The 21,965-nt window shown below is 69.1% G+C and carries 21 protein-coding genes; 9 read left to right on the top strand and 12 right to left on the bottom strand.

Going from position 1 to position 21,965, the window contains the following annotated elements; genetic code table 11:
* Positions 1 to 69: 69 nt before the first annotated feature.
* Entirely contained in the window at positions 70 to 1,386 is a 1,317-nt protein-coding gene (locus tag FEK34_RS20405) for a phosphatase PAP2 family protein (RefSeq protein WP_138450518.1), read from the top strand.
* Positions 1,387 to 1,485: 99 nt separating this feature from the next.
* On the opposite strand, the gene mnhG is transcribed toward FEK34_RS20405, so the two are convergent.
* The 11 genes from mnhG to FEK34_RS20460 form a co-directional block, all read right to left on the bottom strand.
* On the bottom strand, positions 1,486 to 1,836 hold the full coding sequence (gene mnhG, locus FEK34_RS20410) for a monovalent cation/H(+) antiporter subunit G (protein WP_036540811.1): 351 nt from the start codon (positions 1,834 to 1,836) through the stop codon (positions 1,486 to 1,488).
* Positions 1,833 to 2,093: a monovalent cation/H+ antiporter complex subunit F gene (locus FEK34_RS20415; protein WP_036540808.1), complete on the bottom strand. Its 261-nt coding sequence runs from the start codon at positions 2,091 to 2,093 to the stop codon at positions 1,833 to 1,835. Before FEK34_RS20415 ends, mnhG begins: the two co-directional genes overlap by 4 nt.
* On the bottom strand, positions 2,090 to 2,620 hold the full coding sequence (locus tag FEK34_RS20420) for a Na+/H+ antiporter subunit E (protein ID WP_138449991.1): 531 nt from the start codon (positions 2,618 to 2,620) through the stop codon (positions 2,090 to 2,092). The genes FEK34_RS20415 and FEK34_RS20420 overlap by 4 nt, the downstream gene beginning before the upstream one ends.
* Positions 2,617 to 4,212 (bottom strand): Na+/H+ antiporter subunit D, encoded by a 1,596-nt coding sequence (locus FEK34_RS20425; protein WP_138449993.1) that lies wholly within the window; start codon positions 4,210 to 4,212, stop codon positions 2,617 to 2,619. The genes FEK34_RS20420 and FEK34_RS20425 overlap by 4 nt, the downstream gene beginning before the upstream one ends.
* A complete protein-coding gene (locus FEK34_RS20430) occupies positions 4,209 to 4,592 on the bottom strand; it encodes a Na(+)/H(+) antiporter subunit C (protein ID WP_138449995.1) in 384 nt (127 codons plus the stop codon). The genes FEK34_RS20425 and FEK34_RS20430 overlap by 4 nt, the downstream gene beginning before the upstream one ends.
* A gap of 73 nt (positions 4,593 to 4,665) precedes the next feature.
* Positions 4,666 to 7,491 (bottom strand): Na+/H+ antiporter subunit A, encoded by a 2,826-nt coding sequence (locus FEK34_RS20435; protein ID WP_138449997.1) that lies wholly within the window; start codon positions 7,489 to 7,491, stop codon positions 4,666 to 4,668.
* Between the two features lie 180 nt (positions 7,492 to 7,671).
* Positions 7,672 to 9,906 (bottom strand): AAA family ATPase, encoded by a 2,235-nt coding sequence (locus FEK34_RS20440; protein ID WP_138449999.1) that lies wholly within the window; start codon positions 9,904 to 9,906, stop codon positions 7,672 to 7,674.
* A 130-nt stretch (positions 9,907 to 10,036) separates the two neighbouring features.
* Positions 10,037 to 10,468, bottom strand: a complete 432-nt coding sequence (locus FEK34_RS20445) for a hypothetical protein (RefSeq protein ID WP_249357964.1) — start codon at positions 10,466 to 10,468, stop codon at positions 10,037 to 10,039.
* Positions 10,469 to 10,665: 197 nt separating this feature from the next.
* Positions 10,666 to 11,028, bottom strand: coding sequence for a UBP-type zinc finger domain-containing protein (locus FEK34_RS20450; protein ID WP_138450001.1), 363 nt, complete (start codon positions 11,026 to 11,028; stop codon positions 10,666 to 10,668).
* Positions 11,025 to 12,494 carry an ATP-binding protein gene (locus FEK34_RS20455; protein WP_138450003.1) on the bottom strand — a complete coding sequence of 490 codons (1,470 nt, stop codon included), beginning with the start codon at positions 12,492 to 12,494 and terminating at the stop codon, positions 11,025 to 11,027. Before FEK34_RS20455 ends, FEK34_RS20450 begins: the two co-directional genes overlap by 4 nt.
* 9 nt (positions 12,495 to 12,503) lie before the next feature.
* Entirely contained in the window at positions 12,504 to 14,171 is a 1,668-nt protein-coding gene (locus FEK34_RS20460) for an FAD-dependent oxidoreductase (protein ID WP_138450005.1), read from the bottom strand.
* Positions 14,172 to 14,571: 400 nt separating this feature from the next.
* On the opposite strand from FEK34_RS20460, the gene FEK34_RS20465 reads away from it, so the two are divergent.
* Complete coding sequence (locus tag FEK34_RS20465; RefSeq protein WP_138450007.1) at positions 14,572 to 15,027, top strand: SRPBCC family protein; 456 nt, start codon at positions 14,572 to 14,574, stop codon at positions 15,025 to 15,027.
* Positions 15,028 to 15,051: 24 nt separating this feature from the next.
* Here the strand turns inward: FEK34_RS20465 and FEK34_RS20470 are convergent, their stop codons facing one another.
* Positions 15,052 to 16,083 (bottom strand): beta-ketoacyl-ACP synthase III, encoded by a 1,032-nt coding sequence (locus tag FEK34_RS20470; protein ID WP_014353302.1) that lies wholly within the window; start codon positions 16,081 to 16,083, stop codon positions 15,052 to 15,054.
* 240 nt (positions 16,084 to 16,323) lie between these two features.
* Here FEK34_RS20470 and FEK34_RS20475 point away from each other — a divergent pair, with 240 nt between their 5' ends.
* From FEK34_RS20475 to FEK34_RS20505, 7 genes are all read left to right on the top strand, one after another.
* Positions 16,324 to 16,596 carry a GlsB/YeaQ/YmgE family stress response membrane protein gene (locus FEK34_RS20475; RefSeq protein WP_014353301.1) on the top strand — a complete coding sequence of 91 codons (273 nt, stop codon included), beginning with the start codon at positions 16,324 to 16,326 and terminating at the stop codon, positions 16,594 to 16,596.
* A gap of 154 nt (positions 16,597 to 16,750) precedes the next feature.
* The gene (locus FEK34_RS20480) at positions 16,751 to 17,476 is read left to right on the top strand and encodes a phosphatidylserine decarboxylase (RefSeq protein ID WP_138450009.1); all 726 of its coding nucleotides are present in this window, start codon (positions 16,751 to 16,753) and stop codon (positions 17,474 to 17,476) included.
* On the top strand, positions 17,473 to 18,384 hold the full coding sequence (locus FEK34_RS20485) for a CDP-alcohol phosphatidyltransferase family protein (protein WP_138450011.1): 912 nt from the start codon (positions 17,473 to 17,475) through the stop codon (positions 18,382 to 18,384). The genes FEK34_RS20480 and FEK34_RS20485 overlap by 4 nt, the downstream gene beginning before the upstream one ends.
* Before the next feature lie 44 nt (positions 18,385 to 18,428).
* A complete protein-coding gene (locus FEK34_RS20490; protein ID WP_138450013.1) occupies positions 18,429 to 19,310 on the top strand; it encodes an RNA polymerase sigma-70 factor in 882 nt (293 codons plus the stop codon).
* Between the two features lie 249 nt (positions 19,311 to 19,559).
* The gene (locus tag FEK34_RS20495; RefSeq protein WP_138450015.1) at positions 19,560 to 20,648 is read left to right on the top strand and encodes an NAD(P)/FAD-dependent oxidoreductase; all 1,089 of its coding nucleotides are present in this window, start codon (positions 19,560 to 19,562) and stop codon (positions 20,646 to 20,648) included.
* Between the two features lie 52 nt (positions 20,649 to 20,700).
* On the top strand, positions 20,701 to 21,420 hold the full coding sequence (locus FEK34_RS20500; RefSeq protein ID WP_138450017.1) for a Clp protease N-terminal domain-containing protein: 720 nt from the start codon (positions 20,701 to 20,703) through the stop codon (positions 21,418 to 21,420).
* A 131-nt stretch (positions 21,421 to 21,551) separates the two neighbouring features.
* The gene (locus tag FEK34_RS20505; RefSeq protein WP_138450019.1) at positions 21,552 to 21,848 is read left to right on the top strand and encodes a DUF222 domain-containing protein; all 297 of its coding nucleotides are present in this window, start codon (positions 21,552 to 21,554) and stop codon (positions 21,846 to 21,848) included.
* The last annotated feature ends 117 nt before the right edge of the window (positions 21,849 to 21,965 follow it).

Genomic DNA, 21,965 nt, shown 5'->3' on the forward strand with positions numbered 1-21,965 from the left:
CCGTTTAACATGGTCGATGTGCTAGTCGAAGATCCGAACTCCAGAGTTGGTGCCGCGGCCCGATTGTCCATGCCGCGTACTCGGATTCGGGTCCTCGCACTGGGCGCCGCGATCGCCGCGGTCCCCGCCTTGTTGATCGCCCTCCAGGTGGTGGCGCTCACGCAGGGGTTCGAAGGTCCGCTGGAGAGTCTGTGGCGTGATTACGCGGGCACACCGAAGTCGATGACGGTGCCGTGGGCGGGCCTGGTGCTGGCACTGGTCGGGTTGCCGGTGCGGCGGCGGATCATCGCGCTCGGCGCGGCGGTCGCGATCGACGTCGTCTGTGCGGGTGGGCGGATGCTGGCGGGTGAGCCGTTCACGGTGGGCAATGGCCCGGTGATCGTGCTGACCGCGATCGCGGTGCTCGCACTCGTGCGCTGGGACGGCGTGGAACGGCGCAATGCCCTGCACGCGGCGGCCCTCGGTGCGCTGCTGATCCTGGCCACCAAGGTCGGCGACGTCTGGCTGCACGTCACGATCCTCACCCAGCCGCAAGTGCTCGACGAATACGTGATGCTCGCCGATCACGCACTCGGTGACCCGTCCTGGGTGATGGGACGGGTGCTCGAGACCCTCGGCCCGTCGGTGGAGGCGGTGCTGCACTGGGTGTACATCGAACTGCCCGCCGCGGCGATCGTGGTGGCGGTGTGGCAGTCGCGCGGGGTGGTCTCGACCGGACGCTGGCCCAGCCATTACCTGGTGCGGACGTTCCTGGTGCTCGGCCTGGTCGGACCGCTGATCTATGTGCTGTTCCCGGTGGTCGGCCCGATGTTCGCCTTCGGGGCCGACGGGGCGGGATTCCAGCTGGGCAATTACTGGCCGCAGGTCGTCCCGCCGATCGACCGCAATCCCTCGGCCCTGGACTTCGATTCGGTGACCCCGCGCAACTGCATGCCGTCCATGCACACCGCGTGGGCGCTGGCGGTGTTCCTGCACACCCGCCGCGCCGCCGACGGCAGCCTGGCGCCACGCTGGCTGCGCTGGGGCGGCATGTTCTGGCTGCTGTGCACGCTGGCCGCGACGCTCGGCTTCGGCTACCACTACGGCGTCGACCTGGTGGCGGGCGCGGTGCTGTGCCTGACGGTGGAGTCGGCGCTGCGCGAGCCGGAGCGCGGCTGGGGCTGGTTCCGCATCCGGCTGGTCGCCGGCGGTGCGCTCGTGCTGGCCGCCCTGCTGATCTCCTACCGCTACCTGGCCGTGCCGATGGCGGAATACCCGGTGCTCGCCGGGACCATCGTGATGGCGCTGCTAGCGGCCGTGGCGGCGGCGTTCCACGGAACCTGGTTCGCGCGACGGCAGAAGGCGCGGGCCGAGGAGCTGGAGCCGGTCGCGGCGTCGGCCGAGTAGGCGGTGCGCTACCGCGGCGTCGTCGAGCAGCAGTCCGGCGGGTGGTTCGGCCGATCCGGGATCTGCCGATGACTGCGGGCTCGGCCGGCGTGTGCCCGGTCAGTTCCCCGGCCGCTGGTCCAGCTCGTTGCCCAATTCGTTGACCGCGAGCAGGCCATCCCGATGCCGCTGCTCGCGGTAGGCCGTGCGGCCGATCAGGTGCGCGATCACCGGTGCGGTGAGCAGGGTGAACAGGCCGACGAGCACCAGCATCCAGGCATCAGGGCTGTCGTAGACTCGGATGATGGTGCCCGCGAGCACCAGGTTCAGGCCGATGACCTGCGGTTTGGTTGCCGCGTGCATGCGCATCAGGGTGTCGGGGAAGCGGACGATGCCGATGGCCGCGGTGAAGGCCAGGCCCGCGCCGAGCACGATCAGGATGCCGGAGATCCAGTCCAGGACGGTGATCATCGGTCGTCCCGCACTCGGAATCGGGAGACGGCGGCCGAGCCGAGGAACCCGACCAGCGCCAGTGCCACGATGGCGGGCACCACGGTGGTGTCGCGGCTGTAGGCGGCCCACACCGCGAGCCCGCAGATGGCCATCGCCACCAGCGAGTCGATGCCGACCACCCGGTCCAGGGTGCTCGGCCCGGCCAGGGTGCGGTAGGCGGTGATCACCGCGGCCGCCACCAACAGAATCGCGGCCGTCACGGCGACGACGATCATGCGCTCACCTCCGGTACCGAACGGGCCGCCGGACGCTGGAAGCTGGCGATCAGCAGCCGCTCCAACCGGCGGGTGGTGCTGTAGAACTTGTCCACCGCCTTATCGCTGCCCACATCCATGACGTGCACGTACACCACGCAGCGTTCGCGATCGAGTTCCAGCACCATGGTGCCGGGAATGAGATTGAGCAGATTGGTGCACAGCACCAGCACCAGATCCGATTTGAAGCTGAAGTAGACGCGCAGCACGCCCGAGATGGGCGGCGGTGCGGGCCGGATCGCGAACCACGCCACCTGCACACTCGATTCGAGCGCGTAGTAGATGCTCACCGCGATCAGCTGGATCAGCGGCACCGGGCGCACCCAGCCGGTGACCGGCACCCGCGGCAGCGGCAGCGTCACCATGATCAGCGCGCCGACCACGAACCCGGCCAGCACATTGGCCACGCTGAGCCGGCCCCACAGCGCCACCCATACCGCGGCAAGCCAGCACAGGATGGCGATCCGGATCACAGTTTCCCTGCTCATCGCGGCTCCGATCCGAGCACGGCGGTGATGTAGACGCCGCGGTCGCGTAGGTCGTCGGCGGCCCGGTCGGCGATATTCAGGATCGGCCCGGCCCAGACCGTGAGCGCGAGACCCACTCCGACCAGCGCGGCTGTCGAGGTCACCATCAGGGCTGGCATCCGGCCCGGATCGGCGCGCTCGTCGTAGAGCATGTCGGTGGAATCCTCCACCAGCGTCGGCAGCGTCGCGGCGGCCAGATGGCCTTCGGTGGCCTCGGCGCGCGGACGCCAGAACGCCTTGCTCCACACCCGAGCCACCACGTACAGGGTGAGCAGGCTGGTGACCACCGAGCCGGCGACCAGCGTCCAGGCCAGCACACTGCCGTTCTGCGCGCCGGCTTGGAGCAGTGCGACCTTGCCGACGAATCCGGAGAACGGCGGGATCCCACCCAGATTCAGCGCGGGCACCAGGAACAGAATCGCCAGCAGCGGGCTCGCCGCGGCCAGCCCGCCCAGCCTGCGCAGCGACGCCGAGCCGGCTTGACGTTCGATCAGGCCGACCACCAGGAACAACGCCGTCTGCACCAGAATGTGGTGGGCGATGTAGTACACCGCGCCCGACAACCCCATCCGGCTGGCCAGGCCGACACCGAAGACCATGTAGCCGATATGGCTGACCAGGGTGAACGAGAGCAGTCGCCGGATATCGCTCTGCGCGATCGCGCCGAGGATGCCGACCAGCATGGTCAGCAGGCCCGCGATGAGCAGCACATTGTCGAAACCGCCGTCGGGGAAGATCAGCGTGTAGGTGCGGATGATCGAGTACACACCGACCTTGGTGAGCAGGCCGGCGAACACCGCGGTCACCGGCGCGGGTGCGGTCGGATAGGAGTCGGGCAACCAGCTCGACAGCGGGAACACCGCCGCCTTGATGCCGAAGGCGACCAGCAGCACCGCGTACACCGCGTTACGAATACCGACCGGCACCTCGTCCATCCGCAGCGCCAGCTGGGCCATGTTCAACGTGCCGGTGGCGCCGTAGGTCAGGGCGATGCCGGTCAGGAAGATCAGCGACGACAGCATCGACACCATCACATACGACACGCCCGCGCGGATGCGTTCCTCGGTGGCGCCGAGGGTGAGCAGCACGAACGAGGCGACCAGCAGGATCTCGAAGCCGACGAACAGGTTGAACAGATCGCCCGCGAGGAACGTCATCGACACTCCGGCGCTCAGCACCAGATAGGTCGGCCAGAAGATCGAGGTGGGTTGCTGGGAATCGGCGTCGCGAATGTTCTGGCCCGCACCGTAGACGGCGACCGCGAGCAACACGATCGACGACACCAGCTCCATGGTCGCGGCGAGCCGGTCCACCACCAGGGTGATGCCGATCGGGGTCTCCCAGGCGCCGACCTGCAAGGCGGTGGTGCCGTCGCGGTCGGCGAGGAACAGCAGCAGCGCGCAGACCATCACCGCCGCCGACAGGGCGACCAGCGCGACGAGTCGCTGGGTGCGCGGACGACGGCCGAACACCAGCGTGGTCGCGGCCGCGAGCATCGGGATCAGCACCGGCAGCGGAGTCAGCACCGGCAGCAGGTCGGACGACAGCCTCATTCCTCGGGATCCTCCTGCTCGCGCGTGGCCGCGATCCCGACGTCCTCCGGGTCGTTCTCGACGTCATCGGTGGTGGTGAGGGTGTAGGAGCGGTAGGCGAGGGCGAGCACGAAGGCGGCGAGGCCCATGGTGATCACGATCGCGGTCAGCACCATGGCCTGGGCCAGCGGGTCGGCCATCTCCTGATGGGCGGCGTCGGTGGCGCCGGTGATGGGTGGCTTGCCGTCGGCGCCCGCCATGGTGAGCACCAGCAGGTTCACCGCATTGCCGAACAGGATCATGCCGAGCAGCATTTTCGACACCGCCCGCTCGAGGATCAGATACACCCCGCACGCAACGAGCACACCGATGACGATCAGCAGCGTCAGATTCACACTCATGCTGTGCCCTTCTGCGCATGACCGGGGCGCCCTCCGTGGTTACGCAAGCTGCCTCCTCCGGGCGCTGACCCGGTCATGCGGTCGCCTCCCGGACTTCGCTCGGTTCCGGGGATTCGGCCAGTTCGCGGTCCAGCCGCGCGCCCAGGCTGCGCAAGACGTCGAGCACCAGCCCGACCACGATGAGGTAGACGCCGAGGTCGAAGAACAGCGAGGTCACCAGCTTGACGTGGCCGAGCAGCGGCAGCGTGACCTCGACGATCGCCGACGACAGCGGCGGGGCGCCGAAGATCAGCGAGGTGGTCGCGGTGCCCGCCGCCAGCGCCAGCCCGGCGCCCAGCAGATGCCCGGCCTCCACGGGCAGCGCCTCACCCAGCTCGTACGGGCCACCGGCCAGGTACCGCAGCACCAGCGCGAGGCCCGCGGTGAGCCCGCCGGCGAACCCGCCGCCGGGGGCGTTGTGGCCGGAGAAGAAGAAGTAGACCGACAGCACCATCATGGTCGGGAACACCAGGCGGGTGGTGATCTGCATGACCATCGACCGTTCGCGCCGGTCGACCAGCCTGCCCGCGGGCAGCCAGCTCACCAGCCCCGGCCGGTAGTTCGGCGCGTCCACCGCGCGCGGCGCGCTGCCGAAACGCCTGCTGCGGAACACCAGCGAGGCCACTCCGGTCGCTGCCACGACCAGCACCGAGATCTCGCCGAGGGTGTCCCACGCGCGAATGTCGACCAGCAGGACGTTCACCGCGTTCTTGCCGCCGCCGAATTCGTAGGCCGCGCCCGGGATGCGATGCCAGATCGGTTCGGCGCTGCGGGCCGCGACGGCGAACGCGCCGAGCACGGTGACGGTGGCGCCGACACAGGCCGCGAGCACCGCGCGCCGGACGTTGAACCCGGCGGTGCGCGCGCCCGAGATCTCGGCCGGGAAGGCCCGCAACACCAGCACGAACACCACCAGCGTCAGCGTCTCCACCAGGAACTGGGTGAGCGCGAGATCGGGTGCGCCGTGCAGCGCGAAGATCACGCCGCAGCCGTAACCGGTGACGCCGACGACCAGCACGCTGGCCAGACGGTTGCGCAACACCGTCGCGCCCAGCGCCATCGCCACCATGATCGCGCCGATGGCCAGTTGCAACGGCGAATCCCACAGCCGCATCCGCACTCCGGTCCTGGTGCCGAGGGCCAGCACCACCGACGGCAGGATGATCAGCGTGCCGAGGATGATCGCCTGGCTGACCGGCAGCGAACCACGCTGCACCGAACCCGTCATCCGCAGCGACAGCTTGTCCATGCCGCGCAGGGTGGCGTCGTAGGCGCGGTCGGCGTTGCCGAGCAGCGGGCGCGGGGATTCCCCGATCCGGCCCCGGAAGGTGAAGATCACCAGGCCCGCCGCGACGATCACGATGGTCAGCGCGAGGACGTCGGTGAAGCCGTGCCACAGCAGCAGATGCGCGCCGAGCACGCCGGGGATCGAGCGCGCGTACGGGCTGATCAGCTCCTCCAGGCCGGGGGCGGCCAGGCCCGCGATCAGGCTGCCCGCGGCCAGCACGGCGGGCGCGCCGAGCAGCAGCGCGCCGGGGCGATGCCAGTCCGGCTCGGTGACGCCGGGCTTGTCGCCGAACGCGCCCCAGACGAAGCGGGCGCTGTAGGCGACGGTCAGCATCGAGCCCAGCGTCACCACCACGGTCAGCAGGATCCGGGCCGGATCGCTCAGGACATCGGCGTGCAGGGTGGCATCGAGCGCGCTCTCCTTGGCCACGAACCCGACCATCAGCGGGATACCCGCCATGCTCAGCGCCGCGAGCACGGCGACCGCGCACAGCAGCGGCGCACGTCGGCCGAGTCCGGTGAGCGCACGCAGATCACGGGTGCCCGCACCGTGGTCGACGATGCCGACCACCATGAACAGGCAGGCCTTGAACAGCGCGTGCGCCACGATCAGCGCCAGCCCGGCCAGCGCCGCATCGGGGGTGCCGATGCCGACCATCAGGATGAGGAACCCGAGCTGGCTGACGGTGCCGAAGGCCAGCACCAGCTTGAGGTCGCTGACCTGCAACGCGCGCACGCCGGCCAGCAGCATGGAGGCACCGCCGAGCGCCAGCACGATCGGATGCCAGACCGGGTTGGTCGCGAAAACCGGCGCCAGCCGCGCCACCAGGTACACACCGGCCTTCACCATGGCGGCGGCATGCAGGTACGCGCTCACCGGGGTGGGCGCGGCCATGGCGCCGGGCAACCAGAAATGCAGCGGCACGATGGCCGACTTGCTGAGCGCCCCGACCAGGATCAGCACCACCGCGACGTTCACCGCGAGCCCGCTGGGCGGCTGCGGCGCGGCGAGCAGATCCGAGAGCAGATAACTGCCGGAGGTCTGTCCGAGGACGATGATGCCGACCAGCATCGCCAGCCCGCCCGCCGCCGTCACCAGCAGCGCCTGGATCGCCGCGCGACGGCTCTGCGCCTGTTCGGAATTGTGGCCGACCAACAGGAACGACAGGACGGTCGTGGTCTCCCAGAAGACGAACAGCAACACCATATTGTCGCTGGTGACCAGACCGAACATGGCGCCGGCGAAGCCGACCATCTGCGCGGCGAAGATGCCGAGCTTCGGCTCGGAGTCCTCGAAATAGCGTCCGCAATAGAAAAGAATCAGCGACCCGATGCCGAGCACCAGCGCACACATCACCGCGGCCAGCGAATCGAAGCGCAGATCGATATTCATCTCGATGCTCGGCGCCCAGCTGACCCGCGACCGCACGGTCTCGTTCCAGTTCGCGACGACCCAGCTCAGACTGCCGAGGGGAACGAGGGCGAGCACATAGAACGCGTTGCGACCCATCGCCCGAACGCACAGCGGCGCAAGCAGAGCGGCCAAGGCATGGGCGAGCAGAATTCCGAGCAAACTTCACTCCGTCGGGTCGGTGCGGCGGGGTGCTGCGGTCCCATCCTACGTGGGCGGATAGTAGGACTTGCGTCCAGGTGCCTATGTGTTCCGCCATATTCGGCCGGACGGGCTATGCCTCCGCAAATCTTCCGGCGGCGGTGAGGAGAGCCGGGAAACCGGTCGGAGACAGGGGTGGTCTCAGCGGTCGCCGGCCCTGGCTTCGGCGTAGTGGCGCAGGGATTCGACCTGGTCGGGGTCGAGCGAGGGGCGCACCACCGAACGCGCCGCCGCCATATCGGCAGCGGTGACGTCGGCCGCGGCGACATCGCGGCGCATCGCGGCCAGCGCCGCCTCGCGCAGCAGCGCGGCACAGTCGGCGGCGGAGTACCCGTCGAGGTCCTCGGCCAGCGCGGCCAGGTCGACGTCATCGGCCAGCGGCACCGATCGTCCCGCCGTCCGCAGAATCGCCAGCCGGGCCTGCGCATCGGGCGGCGGCACGAACACCAGCCGCTCCAACCGGCCCGGCCGCAGCAGCGCGGGATCGATCAGCTCGGGCCGGTTCGTGGCACCGAGCACCACCACCTCGCGCAGCGGTTCCACGCCGTCGAGCTCGGTGAGCAGCGCCGCGACCACCCGATCGCCGACGCCGGAGTCCGAACTCTGCCCACGCCGCGGCGCCAGCGCGTCGACCTCGTCGAGGAAGATCAGCGACGGCGCCGAATCCCGCGCCCGCTGGAACAGCTCACGCACCGCGCGCTCGGACGAGCCGACCCACTTGTCCATCAGCTCGGCACCCTTGACCGAGTGCACGCTGAGCTGTCCGGTCCCGGCCAGAGCGCGCACCAGGTAGGTCTTGCCGCAGCCGGGCGGGCCGTAGAGCAGCACACCGCGCGGCGGCTCGATGCCGAGCCGGGCGAAGGAATCCGGATGTCGTAGCGGCCACAGCACCGTCTCGGTGAGGGCCTGTTTGGTCTCGGCCATATCGCCGACGTCGTCGAGGCCGAGGCTGCCGATGGCCAGTTCTTCCATCCCGGAACGCGACAGCGGCCGGATCACCTCGAGCGCCCCCACCAGGTCGTCCTGGGACAACCGCGGTTCGGCCTGATCGCGATTGGCCCGCGACGCCGCGCGCAGCGCCGCCTCCCGGCACAGCGCGGCCAGATCCGAGACCACGAAACCGGGTGTCTTCGCGGCGATCTCGTCGAGTTTCAGATCACCCGTCGGCACCTTGCGCAGCAGCTGTTCCAGCAGCGACCGGCGCACGGCCGCGGTGGGCAGGGTCAGCGCGATTTCACGATCGCACAGGTCGGGGGCGCGCAACCGGGAATCGAGCGCGGCCGGATGCGCGGTGGTGGCCAGGAAGGCGACGCATGGTTCGGCGACCGCCGCGCGCAGCTGATCGAGGATCAGCGTGGCCACCGGTTCGGCGGTCGCGGGCAGCAGCGCGTCGATATCGGTGATGAGCAGGATCCCGCCCTGCCCGGAACTCACCTCCGCCACCGCCTGGGCCACCTCACGCAGCCGGGCACCGCTCTCAGCGGCGCCGACAGCCGGGCCATCCAGCTCGATGAGGCGCCGCGGTGCGGTGACCGCGCGGGCCAGCGTCGCCTTGCCGACGCCGGCCGGGCCGGTGATCAGCACGCCCAGATGTGGTGAGGCGCCAAGGGTTTTCAGCAGTTCGGGCTCGTCCAGGGCCAGCGTCAGCCATTCGGTGAGTTTGGCGGCCTGGGTGTGCGCGCCCACCAGATCCTCGACCGGGATCGGGCCCGAGCGAGCGGCGGCCACCGTGCCCGCCGGGTCGGTGGTCATGCTCGCGGCGGAATCCTCCCGGGCCGAGACGGTGGCAGGCCTGCCGTTGCCGCCCGCAGGCGCGATGGCTCCCGGACCCCAGTCCACGGCGGTATTGGGCTGCACGCTCACCGGTCCGGGCGAGGGATCGGTGGCGGTGACGGTGAGCAGTTCGGTGGTCCAGGCGATACCGAAGGTGCGCGAGAGTGCCTGACTCGCGGCCGAGGCGGGCAGATCCGGGCCGAGATCGCGCGGCAGCAGCGAGACCGTATCGCCGACGGTGACGATCTTGCCCAGCAGCGCCTGCCGCAACGTCGCCGCCGGAATCGACCCGGTGGCATGCGCCGAGCCGCTCACCGAGATCCGCTTACCCCCGTAGACGGTGGCGGGCGAGACCACCACGGTCGCGCTGTCGCGCAGGCCGGCATTCGACAACGTGACGTCGTCGAGCAGGGCAACTCCCGCCGGTGTTCCGGCGGGCGCCAGACCGGCCACCGCGGCGGTGCGCCGCGAACCGACCAGGGTGATCCCATCCCATTCCCGCAGCCCGAGGGCGGTGAGCACCTCGGCATGCAACCGCACCACGCCGCGGCGGGCATCGGCGGCAGAGGGATTCAGACGCGCGGTAAGAGCCAAGTCAGCCATCGAGAACCATTCTGCCTGTGTTTGATGGCCGCTGGCGCGCCGCGAACCGGGCTCCTCGAGGTCGCCCGTCTAGAGGTGTTCACGAGGTGCGGTGGGATTGTCGTCGTTGCTAGGGATGCTCGGCGGTGGCTCAGGGTTCGACGATGCCCGCGGCTTCGGCGACCGGCGTGTTGGCCATCTCGTCGGACAGGCACACCAGTTTGGCGGTGCCGAGGGCGACGTTGGGGCTGCCGGCGAACGGGCTTTCCGGGTGTTCGGCCAGGATCGCCTCGATCAGCGCCTTCTCCCCGGCGATGTCGAGCTGGCGGAACTCGGCGCAGGTGGTCTGGGAAGCGGTTCCGGACGTGCTGCCCCCGCTGCGCGTCGTGGTGGGTGCCGACGAGGTCTGGCTGGACTCGGCCGAGGTGGTGGTCGCACGCGCCGAGGTGGTGGTGGAGGCGCTCGAGGTATCGGTTGTGCCCTTGCGCAGCCCGCTGGCCTCGGTGGACTCGTCCGGACCGCACCCGGCCAGGATCAGCGCCAGCGCGCCGACGGACAGAATCGTCGCAGGAATTCGCTTCATATCGTGGGTTCCCCGGTGATCAGCGGCGCCGGAGCCTCCGGCGCGTCCGATGCAGCGTACCGGGTAGGGGCGGTTCTTCGACATGGGTGCCTCACAGGATCGAGCGCCCGCCGGGGGCGCGGACAGGTGCGTCGCCCACTGTCGGCCACCGGCCTTGCGGTCGCCTTATCGATCCCTGAAAACCGGGACCGCGCAGCTCAGCGGTGGATCAGCGACTGCCAGTCGGCGGGCACCCGGGAACGCGGCCCCGGCACACCCTGCTCCTCGGGATGGTGATGTGGCGGCGCGAGCTCGGGCCCGTCGCTGAACATCTCCTCGGTGCGGAAATCCCAGTACCAGTCCTCGCCCGGCTCATAGCTCTGGATGAACGGGTGCACGGTCGCCGCGGCATGCTTGCTCGCGTGCTGTTCCGGTGAGCTGTCGCAGCAGCCGATGTGTCCGCACTGCGCGCAGCGGCGCAGATGCACCCACCAGCCCGCGGCGGCCTCGCACTCCACACAACCCGGTCCACTCGGCGGAACGGTCGGATCGATGCCTTCGGGTAGCCCTGACGTGGTCATGCCGGATCTCCTGTCGATTCGAGATTCGCGGGTTCATCCTCTTTCCGGTGCAGCGGCAGCCAGACGGTGAAGGTGGTGTCGCCCGGGCGGGATTCGAGCCGGATATCGCCGTGATGCTTGTTGACCACGATCCGGAACGAGATGTCGAGGCCGAGGCCGGTGCCCTCACCGACGGGTTTGGTGGTGAAGAACGGTTCGAAGATGCGGTCGCGGACCTCGGCGGGCACACCGGGGCCGGTGTCGTTGATCTGGACGACGGCACAGTCGTTGTCATGGCGGGTGCGGATGGTGAGCGTGCCGGACCCGTCCATGGCGTAGACGGCATTGTCGATCAGATTGGTCCAGACCTGGTTCAGCTCGGCCGCATAACAGGGCACCGGCGGCAGCGCGCGGTCGTAGTCCTTGACCACCTCGATCGAATCGCCGATCTTGCGGTTGAGCATCACCAGCGTGCTGTCGAGCAGCTCGTGCAGATCGACCACCTGGAACGGAGCCCGGTCCATCTGCGAATACTGCTTGGCCGCGCCGACCAGGGTGGAGATGCGCGCGGTGGAGTCGGCGATCTCGTTCATCAGCAGTTCGGTCTCGATGGTGTAGTTCAGCCAGCGGATGGCGCCCTCGAGCACCTGCGGGGTGCAGTCCTCGAGCGTGGCGGCCACCCGGTCGAGCCAGTCGGCGTCGAAACCGGCCTGAACGAAGTTCGGCGCGAGATCCCAGCCGCCGGTGATGTCGTGCTCTTCGAGCCATTCGCCGAGCACGTCCTCGCGGTCGGCGGCCTCGAGCGGGGTCAGCTCCGGCGCCTTGGCGACCTGGGCCGCGGCCTCCTCCTGCAAACGCACCAGCGCCTCCAGCGAGGCGGTGTCGAACTTGCCCTGCGCCATCATGGCCAGCTTGTGCCGCATACCGGCGATGCGTTCGCGCAGGCCGGAGGTGGCGCGCACCGCGGCGGCGGCCGGATTGTTCAGCTCATGGGTCAGCCCGGCCGACAGCGAGCCGAGCGCCAGCAGCCGCTCCCGCTGGGCGATGCGCGCGTTGTTGTTGCGCTGACCGAAAAAGGCGCCCTCCAGCAGATGCACCGCCATCGGGAACCATTCGTGCATCATCCGCGCGAAGGTGGGGGCGTCGATCACGAAGAATCGCGACGGCCGGGTGACGTACATCGAGCCGCCGTAATGCTGGTCGGCGCGTTCGCCGAGATAGGCCGCCCAGGCCCCGGCGTAGGAGCCGCGATGGTCGGTGCGCACCATCTCGATCTCCTGGCCGCCGGACAGCTTGGTCAGCCGCACCTCGCCGTCCATCAGCACGTAGAAGCAGGTCGCCGGATCACCTTCGCGGTAGACCGGGCCCGGCTCGATGCGTTCGATCCGGCCGTCCGCGCACAACCAGGCCAGCTGCTCGTCGTTGAGCTTCTCGAACAGGAACAGCGTCTTCAGTTCCGCCGGGTCGCAGATCATTTCCGAGCCCATGACCGCCTCCTACGCCAGGTACCGATGCACGAGCATGACCGCCATCGCGCCCTCGCCGACCGCCGAGGCGACCCGCTTGGCCGATTCGGCGTGCACGTCACCGGCCACGAACACCCCCGGCACGCTGGTCTCGAGATGATGCGGCGGCCGCGGCAGTTCCCAGCCGGCCGGGCGGGTGCCCTCGACCAGCAGGTCGGGACCTGCGAGCACGTAACCGTCGTCGTCGCGGGCCACCACGCCGTCGAGCCAGTCGGTCTGCGGTGCCGCGCCGATGAATAGGAACAGCCTCTCGGTGGGGGCCTTCTCCTCGGCCCCGGTCTCGTTGTCGCGCAACACGATCGTGTGCAGATGGTCGTCGCCGTCCACGCCGACCACCTCGGTGCGGGTATGCACGCGAATATTGGGCGTCTGCGCGATCTGCTGGATCAGGTAGTAGGACATGGACTTCTCCAGCGAGTCCGCCCGCACCACCAGATGCACCGTGCGCGCGTTGCGGGACAGGAACATCGCGGCCTGGCCCGCCGAGTTCGCCCCGCCGACGATGTAGACGTCGTGTTCGGCGCATTCGGCGGCCTCGGTCATCGCCGAGCCGTAATACACACCGCGCCCGGTGAATTCGTCCACACCCGGCGCCGGATGACGTCGATAGTCCACTCCGGTCGCGATGATGACGGTGTGCCCGCACAGCCGTCCGCCATCGGCGAAGCGCACCGTGCGCGCCGACCCGTTGACCTCCAAGCCCACCACCTCACGGGTGGTGATCACTTCGGCGCCGAACTTGGCGGCCTGCCGTCGCGCCCGATCGGCCAGCTGCGCGCCGGAGAGCCCGTCCGGGAAGCCGAGATAGTTCTCGATCCGCGAACTCTGCCCCGCCTGCCCGCCGGTGGCGGTGCGTTCCACCAGCACCGTGCGCAAACCCTCGGACGCGCCGTAGACGGCCGCGCCGAGCCCGGCGGGTCCGCCGCCGACGACGATCAGGTCGTAGAAATCGCCGACCGGTTCGGTGCTGAGTCCGACGCTGCCCGCCAGCTCGCTGTCGGTGGGTTGCAGTAGCGCCTGCCCGTCGGCGGTGATCACCACCGGACATCGCTGCGGATCGGCGCCCGCGGCCTCGAGCAGCCGCGCGCCCTCGGGTTCGTCGGCCAGGTACCAGCGGTAGGGCAACTGGTTGCGGGCCAGGAACTCACGTACCTGCGAGGAGCGCGGCGACCAGCGGTTGCCGATCACTTTGGTGCCGGTCACCGGTTTCTGGTCGCTGCCGCGCCACGCCTCCAGCAGGGCGTCCAGCACCGGGTAGAGCTTCTCCTCCGGCGGATCCCACGGCTTGAGCAGGTAGTGATCGAGATCGATGACGTTGATCGCGTCGATCGCGGCATTGGTGTCGGCGTAGGCGGTGAGCAGCACCCGCCGCGCGTATGGGTGCAGGTCCATGGCCTGTTCGAGGAATTCGATACCGTCCATCCCCGGCATGCGGTAGTCGGCGATCAGCACCGCGACCGGCTGGTCGCGCAGTTTCAGTTCACGCAGCGCCTCGAGGGCCGCAGGGCCGGATTCCGCGCGCAGGATGCGGTAGTCGGCGCCGTAGCGGCGGCGCAGATCGCGGACGACGGCCCGGGACACTCCCGGGTCGTCGTCGACGCTGAGAATGGCCGGCTTGGGTGCAGCGGGGGAACTCACCTCATGAGTATGAAGTCTCGTCTGCGCTGCTGTCGTCGCGGCGGAGCGTGCGCTCACACCCGGTGACGCAGTACCAGTTCGAGTTCTGTTGGGGTGAGCAGTCTTTCGAGTCGTTCCTCGACGCGCGGGGCGGATTCACCCTCGGGTTCGATCAGCGGCAGTTGCGGAAGGTTCGATGCCGCCGACCTCGATTGCGGCGGATGACGATGTAGGAGGGAGCGCAGTTTCACGGCCGATCACCTCACTGTTGCGGGCGGTTCGCTGGTGGCTGTGTCTCTCGTCTAATCCCCATTGTGCGCCGCTCGTTACATTCGAACCCGCAGACATGCGAAAATGTGACCTGGCCATCATTACGATCAGGATGCACGTTACTCGTAGTCGCACATAACCGGAGGCAGTGTTGCCGAACAATCTCGAAGCCGCCATCGACATCGCCGCGCCGCCGGAGCGGGTCTGGCAGGTCGTCTCCGACCTCAAGCGGATGCCGGAGTTCAGCCCGCAGTGCGTCAAGATGGTCCCGCTCGGCACGCCGAAGGCCGGCACCTGGACGATCAATCTGAACAAAGACGGGTACAAGCGCTGGCCGACGACCTCGCGCATCGTGCGCTACGAACCCAATCAGGCCTTCGCCTTCCGGATGAACGAGAACCGCACCGTCTGGAGCTACACCCTCGAGCCCACCGCGACCGGCACCCGCCTCATCGAGCGCCGGGACGTGCCCAACGGCGTCACCTGGATCGTGCGCAAGGCCATCGACGGGGTGCTCGGCGGCGAGCAGGCCTTCGAGGACGCGCTGACCAAGGGCATGAACGAAACCCTCGCCAAGATCAAGACGGCGGTCGAGACGGGCGCGTAGTCCGCACCCGTCCCGCCGGCGCGTTCAGGACTGCCAGTTCGGCAGCGATACCACCTGCGCGGCCCAGGACAGGCCCGCGCCGAAGGCGATGAGCAGGGCGGTATCGCCCGGCTTGGACTGCCCGGTGCGCAGCAGCTGCTCCATCGCCAGCGGAATCGAGGCGGCCGAGGTATTGCCGGTCTCCTCGATATCGTTGGCCAGCGCGCAATTCTCCGGCAGCTTGAGCACCCGCGCCATGATTTCGATGATCCGGCCGTTGGCCTGATGCGGAATCATCGCGTCGAGATCGTCGGTGGACAGGCCTGCCCGGTCGATGGCCTCCCGGCACACCTTCTCCAGTGAATGCGCGGCCCAGCGGAAGACCGCGGTGCCCTCCATCGCCAGATACGGCCGGACCGCGTCGAGACCTTTCTCCTCGATCTCGGCGAAGAACTCCATCCAGTCCTTGTCCTGGCGGATGGCGTGATGCTGGGTGCCGTCCGAACCCCACACCGTGGGGGCGATGCCCTGCTCCTCGGACGGGCCGACCACGACCGCGCCCGCGCCATCGGCGAACAGGAACGCGGTGGAGCGGTCGGTCGGATTGATCGTGTTCGTGAGCTTTTCCACCCCGATGACCAGCACGTTCTTCGACGTTCCCGCCCGCACCAGATCCGAGGCGAGGGCCAGCCCATGGCAGAAACCGGCGCAACCGGCGGAGATGTCGAAGGCGGCCGCACCGTTCATGCCGAGCTCGGTGGCGATCTGCGGTGCCGCGGCCGGGGTGAGCAGCAGATGGGTCGAGGTGGCGACGATGACGCAATCGACCTGGTCGGCGGCGACTCCCGCCGATTCCAGCGCCCCGCGCGAGGCCGCGACGCTCATGCTCTGGATGGTTTCGGAATCGTCGGCGAAGCGCCGGGTGCGAATGCCGGACCTGGTCCGGATCCATTCGTCGCTCGAGTCGATCGGGCCCGCTACCTCGTCGTTCGTGACCACCCGGGCCGGGCGATAGACGCCGAGCCCGAGGATCGCCGTGTGCTCTGCGCCAGTGGTCTGGGCGAAACGAGCAGCCATGGTGCGTCTCCTATGTACCTGCGGCGTCGGCGCCGCCGGGTTGTCCCCGAATATCGATGTGGATCCTCACTGGTCGATAGCTACGAATCAGCTGGTACTACGCGGACTCGTAGACATGAGGCTCCCTCATATTAGCGCTACCCCGGGTACACGCGAGTGCGTATTCTCACAATGACCCGGGTATATCCCAGGCACACGCCGCAACCGGCGGCGTGCCCAACCCACAGATTCGAGGACACCATGCTCGGAATCGGGATCATCGCGTGGATCATCATCGGGGGGCTCGCGGGCTGGATCGCCAGCAAGATCATGAAAACCGATGCTCAACAGGGCATTCTGCTCAATATCGTGGTGGGCGTGATCGGCGGCCTGCTCGGCGGATTCGTCCTGATGCTGTTCGGCGTCGACGTCGAGAGCGCGGGCTGGTTCTTCAGCTTCGTCACCTGCCTCGTCGGGGCTTGTGTGCTGCTCTACCTGGTCAAACTGTTCACCGGACGCAGCTCGGTGCGCTGACACCGAGTGCCACGGGCGCGGTTCCCGTAAGGTGTGAACGCTTGCGCCGAACCCCGTCGACGATCGCTGTCATCCGTCGACGGGCTGAGTGACCGTCGCCGCGACGGTCCTCGAACGGCGCGTTCGTCTTGCACCGAGCACGAAAGAGGAGCCTGTGGCACGCCGTCCCACCCCGCCCGGCACGCCCGAACGCACCGGCCTCGGCCACGTCGCCGACCTGGTGCGCCATGCGATCCCGCCGCTGCACCCGGCCGGTCTGCCGTTCGTCGCGGCGCCGCTGGCCGTCGCGGTGCTCGGCGGCAAACGTCGCTGGGTGCGCCGTGGCGGGCTGGCGGCGGCCGCGGCCTGTGCGACGTTCTTCCGGCATCCGCACCGGGTGCCGCCGAACCGGGCCGGTGCCGTCGTCGCGCCCGCCGACGGCGAGATCGCGCTGGTCGACACCGCGGTACCACCGGCCGAGCTGGGTCTCGGCGATCAGCCGCTGCCGCGGGTGAGCATCTTCCTGTCGGTGCTGGATGTGCATGTGCAGCGGGTGCCCGTCTCCGGGACCGTGCGCACCGTGGTGCACCAGGCCGGGCAGTTCCGCTCGGCCGACCTGCCGGAGGCCAGCTCGGTCAACGAGCGCAACAGCATGGTCATCGACACCCCGGCCGGCGCGCAGATCGTGGTCGTGCAGATCGCCGGCCTGCTGGCCCGCCGCATCGTCTGCGATGCCAAGCCCGGTGACGTGCTCACCATCGGCGACACCTACGGCCTGATCCGCTTCGGCTCGCGGGTCGACACATACTTCCCGGCGGGCACCGAACTGCTCGTCGACGTCGGTCAGCGCACCATCGGTGCCGAGACCGTGCTGGCCGTATTGCCGACCGCAGGGTCATGATGGAACAGGGCACTGCCGGACGGCGGCGCCGGTCGATCCGGCTGCTGCCGAGCATGGTCACCATCATGGCGCTGTGCTCCGGACTGTCCGCGGTGAAGTTCGCCCTCGACGGTGAATTCGGCGTCTCGCTCGCCATGATCGGCGCCGCGGCCGTCCTCGACACCCTCGACGGTCGGCTCGCGCGGATGCTGGCAGCCACCACCAAGATCGGCGCCGAGCTGGATTCGCTGTCGGACGCCATCTCCTTCGGTGTCGCACCCGCCCTTGTGCTCTATATCGGGCTGCTCAGCGACAACAGCACCGGCTGGATCATCGCGCTGCTGTTCGCGGTGAGCATCGTGCTGCGGCTGGCGCGGTTCAACACACTGATGGACGACGACACCCGCCCGGATTGGGCGCGTGAGTATTTCGTCGGCGTCCCGGCCCCGGCGGCCGCGTTGATCGCCCTCGCCCCGGTCGCGCTGTATGTGCAGTTCGGCGATGGCTGGTGGGTCGGTTTCGGCGTGGTCTGCGCCTGGGTCGTGTTCGCGGCCCTGCTGGCGGTGAGCACCATCCCGACGCTGGCCATGAAGTCGGTGTCGGTGGCGCCGCAGGCCGCGGCCGGGCTGCTGGTGCTGGTCGCCGCGGCCGCCGCCGCGCTGGTCACCTATCCGATCGTGCTGCTGCTGGTGCTGATCGTGCTGTACCTGGGGCATATCCCGTTCGCCTGGTATTCGCAGCGCTGGGTCGCGGCCCGGCCGGAGACCTGGGAGCACAAGCCGGCCGAACGTCGTGCGCAGCGGCGTGCGCAGCGGCGACGTCCGGCGATCCGTCGTCCGGCGATCCGTCGGCCTGCCATGCGCGGGTCGTCGCGGCTGCGGCTGCGCCGGCCGGGTGGTAAGCGCGAACACGACGGCGTCGAGAGCTGAGTACGCCCGGGTATCGTCGCCGCTGACGGTGCGGGAGGTGGCGGATGGACGCACAGGGTCTGGCTGATTTCGAGGCCGAGCGTCCACGCTTGTTCTCGCTGGCCTACCGGATGCTCGGTTCGGCCGCCGAGGCCGAGGACGCGGTGCAGGAAACGTATCTGCGCTGGGAAGGTGCCCCGCGCGACGAGATCCGTTCGGCGCAGGCCTGGTTGACGACCGTGGTGGTGAATCTGTGCCGTACCTGGCTGGATTCGGCGCGGGCCCGGCGGGAGAGCTACGTCGGCCCGTGGCTGCCCGAGCCGGTGCCGACCGGGTCCGGTGAACTCGGTCCGCTGGAGTCGGCGCAGGAACGCGAGCTGGTGTCGATGGCGCTGCTCACCGCGTTGGAGCGCCTCTCGCCGGTCGAACGCGCGGTGTTCGTGCTGCGCGAGGCGTTCGGCTATTCGCATCGCGAGATCGCCACGATGCTCGAGCTCACCGAAGCCAATGCGCAGCAGATCTTTCATCGTGCGGGCAGGCGGGTGCGAGATGGTAAGGCGCGCTTCGATATTCCCCTCGCGCAGGCGCGTGCGCTGATGGAACGCTTCTTCGCCGCCGCCCGCGACGGCGAGATCGCCGCGCTGGAGCAGATGCTGGCCGCCGACGTCATCTCGGTGGCCGATGGCAACGGCATGGTGGGTGTGGCGCGCCGCCCGGTGGTTGGTGCGTCGAGGGTGGCGTTGTACCTCACCAAGCTGTTCGGCTGGGTGGTGCCGGGGGTGACGATCGAGATCGTCGAGGTCAACGGGTTGCCGGCGGTCTGCGCCTGGGTCGATGGTGCGCCGCTCGCGGTGTGCACGGCCGATTCCGACGGCGAGGTGGTGACGGCTTTGCGGCTGGTGGTGGCGCCGGGAAAGCTCGCCTACTTCGGGCGCGCTGTCGCCTGAACCGGTCAAGGGCCGGAGGCGGTAGCGGAGCGTCACCACGCAGGCCCTCCGGTTCGGGCCGATTCAGCACCGCCTGAACCGGTCAAGGGCCGGAGGCGGTAGCGGAGCGTCACCACGCAGGCCTTCCGGTTCGGGCCGATTCGGCGCCGCCCGAACCGGTGTGATCGGCATCACTGCGCTGGTCTGTCAGGGATCGCCGCGCCATCCGGTCTGAGGGGTATCACCGTCCCGACTCCCGAGGAGCCCACCATGACCGGACAGCATCGGATCGTCGTACTCGGCGCCGGATACGCGGGCCTGGCCGCCGCACGCCGGTTCGCGAAGAAGGCGCGCGGCGCCGAGGTCACCGTGGTCGACGCGCGGACGCATTTCGTCGAACGGGTCCGGCTGCACCAGCGTTTCGCCGGACAGCGGACCCGCGCATGGGAGCTGCGAGAACTCTTGGAACCCAAGGGGATCGGATTCGTGCACGGCCGCGTGACCGAGCTCGATGCCGAGCGCGCGCTGCTGCGGTTCGGCGATCGCGAACCGCTCGCGTACGACACGCTGGTCTACGCGCTCGGCAGCGTCGGCGATGACGCGGGCGTGCCCGGTGTCGCCGAGTACGCCTATTCGGTGGCGACGCCGGAATCGGCGGCCCGCATCCCCGCCGACGGTCCGATCGTCGTCGTCGGCGCCGGCGCGACCGGGATCGAAGTGGCGGCCGAACTCGCCGAATCCCGCACCGGCACCCGCGTCGAACTGGTCAGCACCGAAGAGCCGGGGGCCTGGTTGTCGGCGCGGGCGCAAGCCCATATCCGCCGGGTGCTGGACGGGCTCGGCGTGCGAATCCACGCGGGCGCGAAGGTCATCGAGGTGAGCGCGGGTGCGGTGCGGTTGGCCGACGGCACCTCGCTCGAATCCCGTGCCACCGTGTGGACCACCGGGTTCGGCGTCCCGCAGTTGGCCGCGCGGGCAGGTCTCGCGGTGGACGTGCACGGCCGGGTGCGCACCGACGCCACCCTGCGCTCGGTATCGCATCCGAACATCTACGCCGCGGGTGACAGCGCGGTCGTGGCCGGTCCTGGTGACCGCGAGCTGCGGATGGCGTGCGCGACCGCGCTGCCGACCGGCTCCTATGCCGCCGACGCGATCGTCGCCCGCCTGCGCGGCGGCGAACCGGGGGAGTTCGAGTTCCGCTACCACCTCCAGTGCTTGAGCCTGGGGCGTCGCGACGGCGTCATCCAGTTCGTGCGCGCCGACGACGCCCCCGCACGGATGGTGCTGACCGGGCGCACCGCGGCGCGGGTCAAGGAGACGATCGTGCGTTTCGCGGCCGCGGGAGCCGGAGCGAAATAGAGATCGTCAACCAATGGTTGACGGCAATGGATCGTCAACCTATGGTTGACGCATGACTTCTTCGCTCAAACTCGATGACCTCATCGAAGGCATCAAAAAGGCCCGCCCCGACAACGTCCTCGACCAGTTGGCCGACGCCATGGTCGCCGCCGGACGCCTCGGCGAACTGGCCGATCACCTGATCGGCCACTTCGTCGACCAGGCCCGCCGTTCCGGCGCCTCCTGGACCGATATCGGCGCCAGCATGGGCGTCACCAAGCAGGCCGCGCAGAAGCGGTTCGTGCCGAAGGCGCCCGGCGATGCCGCCGCAATGGACCCCAACGCCGGGTTCGCCCGCTACACCCCGCGCGCCAAAAATGTGGTCATGGCGGCTCAGGAAGCCGCCCGCACGGCAGGCAACGCGCAGATCGCGCCGCCGCATCTGGTGCTCGCGCTGCTGTCCGAGCCCGACGGACTCGCCGCCAAGGAATTGCTCACCCAGGGCGCGACGGTCGAGTCGGTGCGCGAGGCTGCCACGGCCGCCCTGCCGCCCGCCGGCGGTGAGGTGCCCCCGCTGGTCCCGTTCGATCCCGAGGCGAAAAAGGTGCTCGAGCTGACCTTCCGCGAGGCGCTGCGGCTCGGCCACAACTACATCGGCACCGAACACATCCTGCTCGCCCTGCTCGAGCAGGAAAACGGCACCGGCGTGCTGTCAGGCCTCGGCATCGATAAATCGGCCGCCGAGGCGCATCTGGTCGAGCTGCTCGCGGGCATCATCGGCGATAAATCCTGAACCCGGGTGCGCACGCCCGGCTGTCGAACCGGCCGGTGGGCGCATCACCGGATGGTTGCCGGAAGATCGCGGCGGGGTGGCAGCTGCACGTGCGGCCGCCCCGCCGCCAGTACTGCCGGTAACCTATAGCAATGGCGGATGATGAGAACTCCGACCTGATCGCGGGGGAACGGCGCGACGATCTGTTGCGCGCGCTGTCGTATGTCTCCACCGAATCCCTCGACGACGGCAGCTACGTCGTCAACGGCGACCTGCCGCCCGAGGTGGCGCCACCGTTCATCCGGGCCATCATGCGGGTGGAGGCCGAGTTGTTGATCAACGACGCCGAGCTGGTCACCGTCGAGGACGGCGAGCCGCGCTCGCCCGAGGAGCGGCGGGCCGATGCGTTCCTCGCGCTGGCGTTGCGCGTGACCGACCGATTGCAGTGATAGCGGGGCCCGACCTTGCACTCGTCACCGGCGAGTGCTAAAAAGGGCTTGGCACTCTCCATCCGTGAGTGCCAGGTCGGGACGGTGAGATCGGGTATCCAAGACACCCCTGGTCGT

The sequence above is a fragment of the Nocardia cyriacigeorgica genome (assembly GCF_005863245.1).
GTDB classification, from domain to species: domain Bacteria; phylum Actinomycetota; class Actinomycetes; order Mycobacteriales; family Mycobacteriaceae; genus Nocardia; species Nocardia cyriacigeorgica_C.

Coding starts and splice junctions, on each gene's coding strand:
- FEK34_RS20405 (WP_138450518.1), top strand. CDS start 70: ATGCCGCGTACTCGGATTCGGGTCCTCGCACTGGGCGCCGCGATCGCC.
- mnhG (WP_036540811.1), bottom strand. CDS start 1,836: ATGATCACCGTCCTGGACTGGATCTCCGGCATCCTGATCGTGCTCGGC.
- FEK34_RS20415 (WP_036540808.1), bottom strand. CDS start 2,093: ATGATCGTCGTCGCCGTGACGGCCGCGATTCTGTTGGTGGCGGCCGCG.
- FEK34_RS20420 (WP_138449991.1), bottom strand. CDS start 2,620: ATGAGCAGGGAAACTGTGATCCGGATCGCCATCCTGTGCTGGCTTGCC.
- FEK34_RS20425 (WP_138449993.1), bottom strand. CDS start 4,212: ATGAGGCTGTCGTCCGACCTGCTGCCGGTGCTGACTCCGCTGCCGGTG.
- FEK34_RS20430 (WP_138449995.1), bottom strand. CDS start 4,592: ATGAGTGTGAATCTGACGCTGCTGATCGTCATCGGTGTGCTCGTTGCG.
- FEK34_RS20440 (WP_138449999.1), bottom strand. CDS start 9,906: ATGGCTGACTTGGCTCTTACCGCGCGTCTGAATCCCTCTGCCGCCGAT.
- FEK34_RS20445 (WP_249357964.1), bottom strand. CDS start 10,468: ATGAAGCGAATTCCTGCGACGATTCTGTCCGTCGGCGCGCTGGCGCTG.
- FEK34_RS20450 (WP_138450001.1), bottom strand. CDS start 11,028: ATGACCACGTCAGGGCTACCCGAAGGCATCGATCCGACCGTTCCGCCG.
- FEK34_RS20455 (WP_138450003.1), bottom strand. CDS start 12,494: ATGGGCTCGGAAATGATCTGCGACCCGGCGGAACTGAAGACGCTGTTC.
- FEK34_RS20470 (WP_014353302.1), bottom strand. CDS start 16,083: ATGGCTGCTCGTTTCGCCCAGACCACTGGCGCAGAGCACACGGCGATC.
- FEK34_RS20475 (WP_014353301.1), top strand. CDS start 16,324: ATGCTCGGAATCGGGATCATCGCGTGGATCATCATCGGGGGGCTCGCG.
- FEK34_RS20485 (WP_138450011.1), top strand. CDS start 17,473: ATGATGGAACAGGGCACTGCCGGACGGCGGCGCCGGTCGATCCGGCTG.
- FEK34_RS20490 (WP_138450013.1), top strand. CDS start 18,429: ATGGACGCACAGGGTCTGGCTGATTTCGAGGCCGAGCGTCCACGCTTG.
- FEK34_RS20495 (WP_138450015.1), top strand. CDS start 19,560: ATGACCGGACAGCATCGGATCGTCGTACTCGGCGCCGGATACGCGGGC.
- FEK34_RS20500 (WP_138450017.1), top strand. CDS start 20,701: ATGACTTCTTCGCTCAAACTCGATGACCTCATCGAAGGCATCAAAAAG.
- FEK34_RS20505 (WP_138450019.1), top strand. CDS start 21,552: ATGGCGGATGATGAGAACTCCGACCTGATCGCGGGGGAACGGCGCGAC.